Genomic DNA, 13315 nt, shown 5'->3' on the forward strand with positions numbered 1-13315 from the left:
TCAAAAAACCACGTTTTATAACGTGGTTTTTTATTTCTGCTTTTACTTAAAGTTTTTATTTATACTTTCTCTTTTGACCAATACACATAAATAAACAGTGTTAAAATAATCAAAGTCATACTGGATAAATACAACACATATTGATGCGCAGTTAAAAATGCTTCATTCGCCATAGCGTGAATGATCAATCCATTATCTATATCGACTGTTGACAATAACTGAACTGTTTCACCAATCGAACTCTTCGCCAAATCAAAATTTTCATTACTCATGAGTGAGCGAAATTGAACATTCATACTATAAAAATACGAAACCAATAACCCAAATATTGCTACACCAAAGCCAGTTCCTAACTCATAAGCCATTCCTTCAATTGAACCCGCAGCAGTTGCTTTTTCAACAGGACTAGTTGAAATGATCGCAGATGTTGACGCGAGAAAAGTAGCTTCAACCCAAAAACCAAGCATAATCATCCAAAACCAAGCTTGATATTGTTGATGAGTAAAGTTCGTTTGAGCCAGTCCGATCAAAGAAACCGCGCATAATGTTAAACCAATAATACTGACCCATCGCACACCGAGTCTATTCATTAAAAAGCTTGCAAAAAAACCGCTCAAACTCACTGCAATCATGAACGGTAAAATAAATAGACCAGCCTGCAATGGTGTATAACCATGTACATATTGCAGCTCTTGTGCAATTAGCAACTCAAATCCAACCAATGCAATCATGGTAAATATCGAGATAACAAAACCAACTTTAACCGCTTTATATTGGAATAAACTCAAATCAATCAAAGGTTGTAATTGCTTACGCTGTTTACGGACAAAGTAGAATCCAATCAATAATCCTAACGTAGCGAATACAACAACTGAATAATCAAACTGTTTCATACCTGTTTTTAACGCATACACAATCAATAAAATTGAGCTGATGAGCAATAAAGTATCGACAATATTGATCTTTTTATTTTGATTGATCGGCTGATTAGGCAGTATGTAATACCCTGCTATTAACACACCAATAATGATGGGAATATTAATTAAAAAAATACTTCCCCAATGAAAATGCTCTAACAAAGCACCACCGACTAAAGGGCCAAATGCAGCCCCACCACCACCTGCAACCACCCATAATCCGAGTGCAAAGTTTCTCTTTTTTTCATCAAGAAATGTATTCCTTAACCCTGCTAAAGTTGCCGGAATAATCATTGCAGCACCAAAAGCCAATATGATTCGTGCAAAGATCAACATATTCGCTGATGTAGAAAATGCAGCGACTAACGAACTGAAACCAAAAATAAAACCGCCCAATAACATAAGTCGTTTATAACCAATTCGCTCGCCCAATGCTCCCATAGGCAGTATTAAACCAACCATCATCAATGAATAAATATCAATGATCCATAGCATCTGATTATTGCTGAGCTGTAATTCCTGATTTAAAGTGGGAATAGCTACATGTAACACGGTAGCATCGATTGAAACTGGCAAATAAATTAGCACGATGATTGCTAAAATATACCACTGACGTAACATAGGAATGAATTGCCTTGATATTTGGACATGTGTTCAAATTATAGCACCAAAAATTGAACACGTGTTCAATTTAATATTTGGTTTTGTAAAAATGAGTTACTTAAATAAAGCTGAACGCAAATCTCAAATTATGAAATTTGCAAAAGACATTGTTTTAAATGAAGGTTTAAATACATTAACTGTCAGACATCTAGCCAATGCAGCCTCGATCTCTACGGGGCAAATTCATCATCATTTTGGGTCAATTTCAGAATTAAAAGCTGAAGTTTTTCTAGAATTGGTGCGATTTAACCTTGATTTGAGTCAAGCAAAACAAGAATTAAGTTGTTCTGAACTTTTAATATACGTGCTTGGCTTTGAAGAAAGTGCAGAAGAACAGTCGTACCTCAAACTTTGGAATGACGCAGAAAATTCAATTGATACAGATTTAACCTTAAAAAAGGCTTATCAAGAAGCCATTCAATTGTGGCATCAAGCCATTATAGAAGTATTACAGCTCGGACTTGCTGATGGTATATATCAGTTTGATTTAACTAAAATTCAAGATATTGCTTGGCGACTTATTGCTATTTCTTTTGGACTCGAAACACTCTATAACTTAGACATTACTGGCATTGATACAGATTTCTTTTATAGACACCTTAAAGTGCTTATTCAACATGAAATTGAACAATAAATTTATTTACAAATTTGCTATACATACAGCAGCAATATTGGATTAATTTCAGAATATAGAGGACATATATCTCTATGAAATTAATTAAAAAATTAAGGGGTTGCTTATGGGATCAATGATTACCGTGACTTCTTGGAAGTACAATGCGTCTTCTCGATATTTGAAGATTTTTTATAATAATGGTTATGGTGAGCTGTATCACCCTGTGCCTGAATTTATCTATAACAATTTACTTCGATGTAGTGATAAAACCGCATTTGTGCATAAATATTTAGAATACGATTTACACTTTAAGCGAATTTCAATTCAATAAAGATTTTCGATTTGGTCTTTAAAAAAAGTACATCATAATAGCGTAAAATTCTTTCTAAACAGGGAGTTACACACTCCCTTTATATTTTTAAATCAGTCATTTTTAAATGTAACGATAAATAGACCCGCACCTATTGCTAATGTAGTCGTCATGAACCGTGGATCTTGTTTAATTTCATTGATCAAACTTTTAACTTCAGCAGCATGAGAAATGACATTATCAACGATAAGTACTCCGCCTTTTGGCTGAATCATATGCTGTAAATACGTCCAATAATTCAAATATGCATCTCTTTCAGCATCAAGCAAAATAAAATCGTATTGTTCCTGACTTTTCTCTAAAAAATTTTGCGCATCCCCCACCCAAAAATCAATAACATCAGCCACTTGCAATTCTTGGGCATAATGCTTTGCTTGCAAAGTTCGTTTTTCATCTATCTCTAAAGTAGTGACTTTCGCACCTGTCACTTGTGCAGCATCAGCCAACCACAAAGTTGAATAACCCGTCGATGTACCAATTTCTAAAATTTTCTTGGATTGTTGAATCCTAACTTGCATAGCAAGAAATAATGCAGACTCAGGTTCAATATTACGATATCTATTAACTCGATCACACTGTGTTGCATCAAATTTGATAAAGGACTGATATAATTCATTTAATCTTAGTAAAAATGGGTTACTTAAGCTCATATTTGGATCACCCTCATCTCTTTCATCATTATTATTTCAATACTTTAGGTCATTGCCATGACAATAAATAGATTTATCTTTAGGTATAATTTATAACAATTTTTATTGTTCTCCTACCAAGTGCTTTTTCAGTAAAACCAACAAAATCGAATGCCATCCCGTTTTCAAAAATTGTTTGGTCAATAAACTGAAAAAGCTGTGATACCTATAAATACACTAGAATAAAATTTTATATTTAGAATTAAACAGCATGCAAAAATTCAAATCTAGGCTTCACTTGACCGTCTTCTAATTGAACTGTTTCTGTAAACATTTCATATGGTCGCACCCATATTGAATAGTCATCATATAAACACTGATAAACGACTAGCTTTTCAGATGTTTCACTGTGTGTAGCAACATTTAGAACTTGATATAAATTACCTTTATAATGTTTATAAATTCCTGCTTGCAACATTTTCCAAATACCGTAAAAAATACACTTATTCAGTTATACATGATCTACCATAAAAAAACTCGTCCGAAGACGAGTTTTTATGAGTTTTCTTATTTAAAATTAAGAAAAATCTAATTCTTTTTCAAATCCTTTCAACTCATGACGAGCCATTGCTAAGTTTGACTTAGAACGGTCTAACACAAGGTAAAGGAATAGGTTTTCATTTGAATCCAATGGACGGATTAAATGATATTGCTTACCTAGAGTAATTAAAATATCTTCAATTACGTCATCTAGTTTCAAAGCTTTTGCTACTTTACGTTTAGCACGAACAACTTCAGTGTTACCTGCAGCTGCTAATTCCAAATCCATACCAGTTCCAGCTGTCGCTAAAGATAAACCGCTTTCGCTGTCTACTAAAGCTGCACAAACAAAACCGTCGATATCTGTTAATTGATCTAGTGTGATACGAGCCATGGGATTCCCCGCTTAGTGTTTAACATTGTTGTTGATTTTAGTAAGTCCAATAAATTCTTCTTTACTAAAATGATGTTCCATTTAGTTAAAAATAGAATCCTTAACTAAAACTAATAAAATGAGTATTCTTTTAATTGAATACATATTTTAATTTTACTCAATAATCAATTTTAATTAATTATATTCTATGCCTATTTTAATAGCATAGAAAATATTCATTATTCAATAGTAAATTAAAAATAATTCACTATATTCTTGATTATTTAAAAACTTCAAAATAGCTTAAACCATCTTTAAATAAAAATAATAAATTCAATATCTATTATTTTTATTTAAAGTTTATACATTTTCCATCAACACTTCTGATGTTGCTTTAATCTCATAAAGTAATTGACCTAATAAAATATCTTTATTGGTCATTGCCACCAAGACCAAAGGATGTTTCGGATGTGGAATCGAGGTCAACAACGCTTTGCCATTTTCTGCATCTAAGGTAATGGTCTGACAACCAACCAAATTAATTTCAGAAACAAAAGCTGTCACCATTGCCAAAATTGAACTACTTACAGCCGCAATTTTACTTGAATTCATTATGTTTTTTTTATTTGCCAATGCAATTTCAAAGCCATCAGATGTACACAACATCACAAATTCAACGCCAGAGACTGAATTCAATAATTGCTGAATCTTCTTCTCACTAAATGCGACAAATTTTTCAGGGACTTTCCGAGAAAGACTTATATCCAACATACAAAATGCACCTAAAAGAAACAAATATATTCACGATTTTCACAAAAAATTAGATGTTGAATTTATCAATTTCATCATTATTTAAAATTAATTGACTTAATTCACACTTAATAAGCAAATTCTATCAATTTACACATGCTTGTAAATATATTTTTTTAATTTAAATCACTTCTTCAATAATTTGTCAGTTTATGACTTTATATGCGTAATTTATGCTCAAGAATTCTAGTTTTGAACAAATGTTAAATAAATCTAATATACTTATTTAACAATATTAAACAAATTTTTATTATAATAAAATTTACATTAATACCTTATAAAATGTAAGCCTATTTATACACAGATCGCCTAATTAAACAAAAAATTATAATACAATATAATAAAACACAGTGAAGTGATAAATCCTCATGATGCAGTTTCATCTGTTTTCGATCGAACTTATCCTTTTAGAAAAAACCGAACTATTGCACTAATTTTTCTTAAACTTATAAAAACTTTACATTTTATTTTTTGATTTGGTCGTTTTTTGTGTTTATATTATTTTATCCAATTATTGGATGCCAAAAATTAGTGAATAAAAGGTAAAACATAATGAATAAGATTCTTCTTTCTTTAGGTCTAGTTGCAACTATCGCTCTTGCTGGCTGTAGCAAAGAAAAAGCGCCTGAAACTGGTGCAACAACAGGTGAACATTTAGAAAATGCAGCTCAACAAGCCGGCCATGATGTTGCCACTGCAACTCAAAATGCTGCTGATGCGACTGCTAAAGCTGCGGATGATGCTGCAAATGCGACAGCTCATGCTGTAGACAATGCTGCAAATGCAACAGAAAAAGCGGCTGATGCGACAGTTGCTGTTGCAAAAGATGCGACTGCTGCAACTGCTGGTGCAGTTGAAGATGGCGCTGCTCATGTTAAAGAAAAAGCGCAACAATAAGCTTTGAATTAAAAAAAAGCTCCTCTTGTAGGTAATGCTAGTCAGTTAAGCATTTTTAATCCTCCCCAACCCTCCTTTGAAAAATGAGGGAGTATCTTGGATTCAATACTTCATTGAATTCACGAATGTTCCCCTCTTTTATAAAGAGGGGTTAGGGGAGATTTATCAATCAGTAATAATAAAATTACGTTTAACTGATCAGCATTACCCTCATGCAGGGGCTTTTTTATTGCTATTATAAACAGACATACTTTATTACATGTATAAGTCATTCATACATAAACAGTTTACGCATAACAACCTAGAGCCTGACTTATGCCCCATTCCCATCATTTGGAAAAACATTTTATTCAACGTGCAGGTTGGTTACGTGCCGCTGTTTTAGGTGCAAATGATGGCATCATTTCAGTCACCAGTTTAGTCATGGGCATGGCAGCCAGTGGTGCTTCGAGCCATACCTTGCTAATCACATGTATTGCGGGTTTAATTTCAGGTGCAACCTCTATGGCGGCAGGTGAATATATTTCCGTCAAATCACAGTCAGATATTGAAGAAGCTGATTTAAAAATAGAAGCCAGAGAGTTAGAAAAAAATCCACATTTAGAATTAAAAGAGCTGACTCAAATTTATATTCATCGTGGCCTAGATCCCGATTTGGCTCACCAAGTTGCCATTCAACTCACTGAAAAAGATGCATTAGAAGCACATGCACGTGATGAAATTGGAATTAATGAAATGACCACTGCAAAGCCATTACAAGCCGCAGCTTCTTCAGCTCTATCATTTTCAATTGGTGCGTTATTTCCAACACTTGCCATCTTAATTAGCCCTGAAGCTTATTTAGAAAAAATCGTTTTAGTCGTAGGTATTTTATCTTTGAGCATTTTAGGTGCTATATCAAGTTATTTTGCTGGAACTTCAATACTTAAAGGTAGTTTTCGAGTAGCAATTTGGGGCATTCTCGCGATGGCTTTCTCAAGCTGGGTTGGGTCATTGTTTCATGTCACGCCGATTTAAATTCTTAACTGTCTGCACTTTTTTCTTTTGATACTTCTATCTTTTGATTAATGAGTACGTTCAGTTTTGTACTTTTTGAATTAATTTCATCTCGCTTAAAGATATATTTCATAGATATTTTTAAATAAAATATTGAATATTATTTGCTAATCACTCTCAACATCGGCACAGTAAAATAAATCTAAAGGGGCTCCGTCATGTCATTATTAGAACGTTTAAGAATCAAGCATCCGATTTTAGTTGCACCTATGGCAGGTGTTTCTACACCTGAACTTGCTGCTGAAGTATCTAATCAAGGAGGATTAGGTGCATTGGGCTTAGGTGCAAATACTGTTGAAACTGCTCGTCAACAAATATTGGAAACTCAATCACTTACCGAACAAGCTTTTCAGGTTAATTTCTTTTGCCATGAATCAACACCCTTAGAAAGTGAAGCTAATCATGTTTGGATCGATCATTTAAAAATTGAATTTGAAAGATTTGGTGCAACGCCTCCTTCTGATTTGACATGTATTTATCCTAGTTTTAAAGATCATGATGGCTTTTTAAATTTGGTTTTAGAAACTCAGCCTCAAGCGGTAAGCTTCCACTTTGGTATTCCCCATCAGCATCAAATTGCACAGCTTAAACAAGCTGGTATTGTCACTATGGTTTCAGCAACCAATTTAACCGAAGCTTTAGAAATTGAGCATGCAGGTATCGATATTATTATTGCTCAAGGTGTTGAAGCTGGTGGACATCGTGGTATTTTCAATGCTCAAATTGACGGCGCAATTAAAACAACAGACTTAGTCCAATTGATTAAAAAGTATTGTACATGCCCTGTGATTGCAGCAGGTGGCATCATGAATGGCGAACAAGCGAATATCATGCTGAAACTGGGTGCAGATGCAGTTCAATTAGGGACAGCATTCGTACAATGCAAATCTTCAAATGCCAATGCTGCGTATCGTGAAGCTTTATTTAATCACCCATTAACACAAATTACCTCAAGCATTTCTGGTCGTCCAGCTCGTGGGATTATTAACCATTGGCAAGCTCGGATTGATCAGGCAAGCCGTCCTAATGTTGCTCCCTACCCGTATGCTTATGATCTTGCAAAACAGTTAAATACCTTAGCAGTAAAAAATGGTGACGTTGGCTTTGGTGCTTTTTGGGCAGGAAGTAATGTGTCACAAATTCGTGAGTTAGAAGCACGTGATCTGATTAATCAGTTGATTGTAGAAATGAATCAAATGACCTAATCATCATTATAATTCCTGAATGAATTAAGGGTTGATTCCCCGTCAATCCTTAATTTCTTAAAATTAACTTAAATTTAACCATAAAATTTTTATCTTAACATTAACTTAACAACAATAATTTCCAATATTAACTATAAAGCATTAATATCAAATACTTACAATAATTAAACCGTTTTATTCTCTTTGTTTCATCAATTTTTGTATACACACTCATTGACCAAATGTAAGTACAAAAATAGAATGCGTTCGCATTATAAATGATAATGATTATTAACAGTTTTACGTCTATCAAAAATAATGAAGCGTAAAATCAGGAACTGAATATGAAACGAATTGGGTTGGGGATTGTAATACTTGGGCTATTCCAAACAGCATGGGCTGATGAAAATCTGTTCGGTTATGTCAAAGGCGCAGAAACACTGCCTAAAGGCGGTCAAGAACTTTATCAATGGGTAACCAATCGTAGTGATAAAGGTGCAGGACACTACTCTGCTTTTGATTATAAAACTGAATATGAACGTGGTATTACTGACAAATTTAATGCTTCTGTTGCCTTAAAGTCGATGTCTTTGGATACCTCAGACATTATCATTGATGGTTATATGCCAGCAGATCGTAAATTTGGTTTTAAGGTTTCAGGCTTAGAAGTTGGTGGAAAATATAACTTTTTAAGTCCTGCAAGTGAGCCAATTGGCCTATCTAACCAATTTGAACTGAGCTATTCCACAATTGATCCGCATTCAGGACAGGACAAAGATACGCTTAGTTTTGAAAATATGTTGATTGCTCAAAAATATTTTATGGACGCCAGTTTAATCTGGGTCGGTAATTTAATGTTTGAAGGTACATATGCCAAACGTGGTCACATAAATAATTTACCAGAAGGTTTTGAATGGTCTACTAAACCGGAAATGGAACTAGAAGTACAAATTGGTACAGGTTTAAGCTACCGTTTTGCGCCGAATTGGTACGGTAGTTTGGAAACTCAATATGAAACAGAGTTTGAAACTGAAGTTGGTCAAGAACGCTGGTCATGGTTCTTAGGGCCTTCTGTACATTATGGTTCTAAAGATTATTGGGTTACAGCAACATGGTTCCCACAACTACGTGGTGGTCGTGAGACATTTGAAGAGCAAGATGATAAAAACCTGCATCTGATTGAAAAAACTAAAAATGAGTTCCGTTTAAAATTTGGTTATAACTTTTAATTCATCGTATTAGGATTTTAAATATGAAATGGATGCCTTATGCAACTGCTTTGCTGAGTGTGACACCTATCATTGGTCATTCTGCGGTGTATCTGACTGCGGAACAAGCTCAAAAACTCATGTTTCCAAGTGCTAGCATGAAAAAAGTTGCAGTTCGCCTCACAGATGAGCAAGTGAAAAGTTTAAAAAAATCCTCAGGTATTTTTTATGCTTTTAAAGCAAATCAGGTTTATAAAAGTAGTGATGGTGGATGGTTGGTTATTGACCAAGTATTGGGTAAACATGAAATGATTACCTATGCTGTTGCTTTAACAGCAAAAGGAGTTGTTAAACAAGTTGAAATTTTGGAATATAACGAATCTTATGGCGGACAGATCCGTGATGAATCTTGGCGTCAGCAATTTGTAGGTAAAACTTCTTCTGCCCCGCTTGCGTTAAATAAAGATATTAAAAATATCAGTGGTGCGACATTATCTTCACGACATGTGACTGATGGTGTAAAGCGTATTTTGCAATTTCATGATCTGGTATTGAAATCATTAGCATCTTAAGAGCAAAACCATTACTGGGTACTTTTGTGGAGATAAAGCTACATGATGCTTTATCTCCACAACACGCTCATGTAATCATAAATCAAGCTTTTTCCGCTATTGAAAAAGTTCAACAACTCATGAGCTTTCATGATCCGAAAAGCGAATTGTCACGCTTAAATCAAAATGCTTTTAATCATATCGTTCAAGTACACCCTTTCACTTATGCTGTACTCAAACGTGCACAACAAATTTTTTATGCATCTCATGGATTGTTTGATTGTAGCATTGCCAATACTTTAGTGAATTGGGAAATATTACCCGATCATCTACAGCAAGGTCATACGGATAAGACCATTCATTCTCAGGCAGGTTTGCAGTTATTGAGTGATCATTCCATCCGATTTACCCAGCCGATACTTTTAGATTTAGGCGGAATTGCAAAAGGGTTTGCAGTGGATTTAGCCATTCATTCTTTAAAAAAATTAGGTATTAAAAATGCCCTTGTAAATGCTGGCGGGGATTTGAGAGTTTTAGGACATATTGCAGAAGAAATTGTCATTCGTAACCCTCAGAATCCACAGGATTTTCATGCATTAGGTGCTTTAGCAAACGGTGCAATCGCGACATCAGCAAGCTATTTTTCCAAAACAGAAAATGGGAGTGCATTGGTCAACCCTTTCAATCGGACAGCTTTGGACTCTAAGCATAGCTTTAGTGTCATTGCACCTACAGCATGCGTTGCAGATGCCCTGACCAAAGTTATAGTTGTCAGTCAAAATCCACAACACCCTTGTTTAAAATTATTTGCAGCTCAAGCCATGATTTTGTAGTTACTTCAGGATTCATCATGTCATTTTCAATTAAAATTCCGCATTTACAACGATACTTTCTCTATTTTGTTTGGCTAACTCTAGCAGTAACAGGTGTTTATTTTGCTTATTCGCAAGATTGGCAAATGCAAGATCCAAGTGATTTAACTGTAAATGTCTTAAAAACCCATGGTATTGCTGCGGCAATTTTTTTAATGATTTTTGGTTCTTTAATAACTGTACACGTTCGACTAGCTTTGCGTATTAAACGAAATTTCGTTACTGGTTTATTCATGTTGAGTTTCATGAGTATTCTTGCTATTTCTGGAACAGGCTTATATTACAGCCCTGAAGAATGGCATGAAAATGTAAAATGGGTACATATCTGGATTGGACTCATCTGTATTTTATGGTTGCCTTTACATATTATGGTTGGTATCTATAAAAGAAAATTAAATTAAAAAGCGTGAATATTGATCATTATTTACATCTCGGTTTGTTCCACCAACATATATACCAAATCTAATTCCGGGCAAGAATAACCCAAAGCCGTTAATGCTGCGGTAATTTGACCACGATGGTGAGTCCCATGATTAAAAACGTGCATCAATGTAGCGGCATACGGTAAAGTTAATTCTTGACCAGAGACTCTTTTATAGGTCAAATTTCCATTGATGATTGTTTCATCTATTTGATCTATAAATGAAATCCAATTCATCGACTTTTGTTGTAATTCATTAAAAAGTGCAGTTTGTTCTGTATGAATAATGGTGTCTAATGCGATTGTCGGTGAAATACCGTCATTAAATCGTGAATACCAAAGATAATGCTCACCGAGTAGCAAATGATTCAATGTTCCTGCAATACTTTTAAAATACAAACCTACATCTTTATAAAAATCATCATGATGCATGGTTTCAAGGCTTTGTATTAACCGATTTGTTGCCCAAATATTATATTCCGCTAAAGTCAAAAGATTGTTTTTATTCATGAGTTATCTTGCTCTATTTCAAATAGTTATAACATTAAACCATCAAGACCTACTGCTCTATACTCATAATACAAACTATGATTTGAAGTATAGGATGTTCTTTTCTATACCTTACTTGTTAAAAATGATGAATAAAAATTCAAATAATCCCTATTCACTCACCGATGGTCAATCAACTGCACAACAAGAAATTGAATCTATTACTTTGTATCTAGCAAGTTCACTGTTTCAATCTGCACATCACTCATAATATTACCTTGATCTAACAAATGATTGAAATATTCTTCCACTACTTTGGCTTGCTCAATGGTACTTTCAACACCATACATATTTTGACGAAACTCATTACTTGAATGTAAGCCTTTGGTGTACCAAGCAATATGTTTTCGGGCAATTCGACAACCTGAATATTCACCATAAAACTGATACAACTCAGACAAATGACCAAGTAATACTTCTTTTACTTCTTCAATTTGCGGTGCAGCAAGATGTTCACCTGTTTTTAAATAATGTGCTATTTCACGAAAAATCCACGGACGGCCTTGTGCAGCACGACCAATCATCACCGCATCGGCACCTGTATAGTCCAATACATATTTGGCTTTTTCAGGACTATCAATATCCCCATTGGCAATCACAGGAATCGATAACATCTGTTTAACATCTTTAATTAGACTATAACGTGCTGTGTTTAAATACATATCTTCTCGAGTACGTCCATGCAGCGCAAGCGCTGCAATCCCAGACTCTTCTGCACGTTTCGCTACACGCATAATATTTTCATGACCATTCAAAAAACCTAAACGGGTTTTTAAAGTCACTGGAACATCAACAGCGGCAACTACTTTATCAAGAATTCTTGCAACCAAATCTTCATCTTTAAGCAAGGCTGAGCCTGCAAGTTTGCTACAAACTTTTTTTGCAGGACATCCCATATTAATATCGACAATTTGCGCACCATTGGCAACTTGGTAACGTGCAGCCTCTGCCAATTGTTCAGGTTCTGAACCTGCAATTTGTGCAGAAATCGGCGCTAATTCCCCATCAAAATTAGCACGATACAGACTTTTTTTGGTCATCCGTAAAGTCTGATCCGAGGTCATCATCTCACTTACTGCATGCCCTGCACCAAAGTACTTGCAAAGTGTTCTAAACGGACGATCAGTAACCCCAGCCATCGGTGCAACAAAAACAGGAGAATGCTTTGATTTATCAAACAATTCTTCAATGACGCTGTTTTTACTCAATTTTTACATTCCCATATTTTCAAACATTGTTCATCAATCGCAATCTTTCTTCATTATTTTTACACATCATTTGCACCATAACGTTATCTATGCTGCAAACTTAATTTGTGGTGTAAAATGCAAGAAACGATTACAGAATAAGCTACGGTAAATTATAAAGCTCGGTACAGCATGCAAATAAATTCTAAAAACTTATTTACATATATTCAAACGAGAACTTTTACAAAAAGGATTAAAAAACCTGAAACCGAAATACTCATTCATAGCGCTATTCTAAATCCTGAAGCTCAGATTGTGTCAAAAACTTAACGATAAATTTAGATGGTCATGTATTCATTGGAAATTATAAGTTTGAGTGAGTATTCAACATCTGTTTGTACAACCAATTTTTATTAAGGTTTTTAACTTAAAAATCTATAAAAGACTTTTAATTCAAATACCTTTCTTGCCA

The 13315-nt window shown here is 34.4% G+C and carries 16 protein-coding genes; 9 read left to right on the top strand and 7 right to left on the bottom strand.

Annotation, left to right across the window (positions count from 1 at the left end):
* Positions 1–59: 59 nt before the first annotated feature.
* Positions 60–1538: an MFS transporter gene (locus tag CDA10_RS00105; RefSeq protein ID WP_089603503.1), complete on the bottom strand. Its 1479-nt coding sequence runs from the start codon at positions 1536–1538 to the stop codon at positions 60–62.
* A 91-nt stretch (positions 1539–1629) separates the two neighbouring features.
* Here CDA10_RS00105 and CDA10_RS00110 point away from each other — a divergent pair, with 91 nt between their 5' ends.
* On the top strand, positions 1630–2214 hold the full coding sequence (locus tag CDA10_RS00110; protein WP_089603764.1) for a TetR family transcriptional regulator: 585 nt from the start codon (positions 1630–1632) through the stop codon (positions 2212–2214).
* Between the two features lie 106 nt (positions 2215–2320).
* On the top strand, positions 2321–2527 hold the full coding sequence (locus CDA10_RS00115; RefSeq protein ID WP_089603504.1) for a KTSC domain-containing protein: 207 nt from the start codon (positions 2321–2323) through the stop codon (positions 2525–2527).
* A gap of 92 nt (positions 2528–2619) precedes the next feature.
* Here the strand turns inward: CDA10_RS00115 and CDA10_RS00120 are convergent, their stop codons facing one another.
* The 4 genes from CDA10_RS00120 to CDA10_RS00135 form a co-directional block, all read right to left on the bottom strand.
* Entirely contained in the window at positions 2620–3216 is a 597-nt protein-coding gene (locus tag CDA10_RS00120) for an O-methyltransferase (protein ID WP_089603505.1), read from the bottom strand.
* Between the two features lie 241 nt (positions 3217–3457).
* Positions 3458–3673: a DUF1653 domain-containing protein gene (locus CDA10_RS00125; protein ID WP_089603506.1), complete on the bottom strand. Its 216-nt coding sequence runs from the start codon at positions 3671–3673 to the stop codon at positions 3458–3460.
* Positions 3674–3772: 99 nt separating this feature from the next.
* Positions 3773–4129, bottom strand: coding sequence for a roadblock/LC7 domain-containing protein (locus tag CDA10_RS00130; protein ID WP_089603507.1), 357 nt, complete (start codon positions 4127–4129; stop codon positions 3773–3775).
* 339 nt (positions 4130–4468) lie between these two features.
* Positions 4469–4879, bottom strand: a complete 411-nt coding sequence (locus CDA10_RS00135) for a roadblock/LC7 domain-containing protein (protein ID WP_089603508.1) — start codon at positions 4877–4879, stop codon at positions 4469–4471.
* A gap of 591 nt (positions 4880–5470) precedes the next feature.
* Here CDA10_RS00135 and CDA10_RS00140 point away from each other — a divergent pair.
* The 7 genes from CDA10_RS00140 (at position 5471) to CDA10_RS00170 (ending at position 11087) form a co-directional block, all read left to right on the top strand.
* The gene (locus CDA10_RS00140) at positions 5471–5815 is read left to right on the top strand and encodes a hypothetical protein (RefSeq protein ID WP_089603509.1); all 345 of its coding nucleotides are present in this window, start codon (positions 5471–5473) and stop codon (positions 5813–5815) included.
* A 315-nt stretch (positions 5816–6130) separates the two neighbouring features.
* Positions 6131–6832, top strand: a complete 702-nt coding sequence (locus tag CDA10_RS00145) for a VIT1/CCC1 transporter family protein (protein ID WP_089603510.1) — start codon at positions 6131–6133, stop codon at positions 6830–6832.
* A 197-nt stretch (positions 6833–7029) separates the two neighbouring features.
* Positions 7030–8076: an NAD(P)H-dependent flavin oxidoreductase gene (locus tag CDA10_RS00150; RefSeq protein WP_089603511.1), complete on the top strand. Its 1047-nt coding sequence runs from the start codon at positions 7030–7032 to the stop codon at positions 8074–8076.
* 323 nt (positions 8077–8399) lie between these two features.
* The gene (locus tag CDA10_RS00155; RefSeq protein ID WP_089603512.1) at positions 8400–9284 is read left to right on the top strand and encodes a DUF6662 family protein; all 885 of its coding nucleotides are present in this window, start codon (positions 8400–8402) and stop codon (positions 9282–9284) included.
* Between the two features lie 23 nt (positions 9285–9307).
* Entirely contained in the window at positions 9308–9835 is a 528-nt protein-coding gene (locus tag CDA10_RS00160; protein ID WP_089603513.1) for an FMN-binding protein, read from the top strand.
* A gap of 26 nt (positions 9836–9861) precedes the next feature.
* Positions 9862–10647 carry an FAD:protein FMN transferase gene (locus tag CDA10_RS00165; protein WP_157909331.1) on the top strand — a complete coding sequence of 262 codons (786 nt, stop codon included), beginning with the start codon at positions 9862–9864 and terminating at the stop codon, positions 10645–10647.
* Positions 10648–10664: 17 nt separating this feature from the next.
* Positions 10665–11087, top strand: coding sequence for a hypothetical protein (locus CDA10_RS00170; RefSeq protein WP_089603515.1), 423 nt, complete (start codon positions 10665–10667; stop codon positions 11085–11087).
* A 23-nt stretch (positions 11088–11110) separates the two neighbouring features.
* Here the strand turns inward: CDA10_RS00170 and CDA10_RS00175 are convergent, their stop codons facing one another.
* Entirely contained in the window at positions 11111–11617 is a 507-nt protein-coding gene (locus CDA10_RS00175; RefSeq protein ID WP_089603516.1) for a DinB family protein, read from the bottom strand.
* Between the two features lie 200 nt (positions 11618–11817).
* Positions 11818–12837 carry a tRNA dihydrouridine synthase DusB gene (gene dusB / locus CDA10_RS00180; RefSeq protein ID WP_267284010.1) on the bottom strand — a complete coding sequence of 340 codons (1020 nt, stop codon included), beginning with the start codon at positions 12835–12837 and terminating at the stop codon, positions 11818–11820.
* Between the last annotated feature and the right edge of the window lie 478 nt (positions 12838–13315).

Origin of the sequence: Acinetobacter piscicola (assembly GCF_002233755.1) — a bacterium.
Taxonomy (GTDB): Bacteria; Pseudomonadota; Gammaproteobacteria; order Pseudomonadales; family Moraxellaceae; genus Acinetobacter; species Acinetobacter piscicola.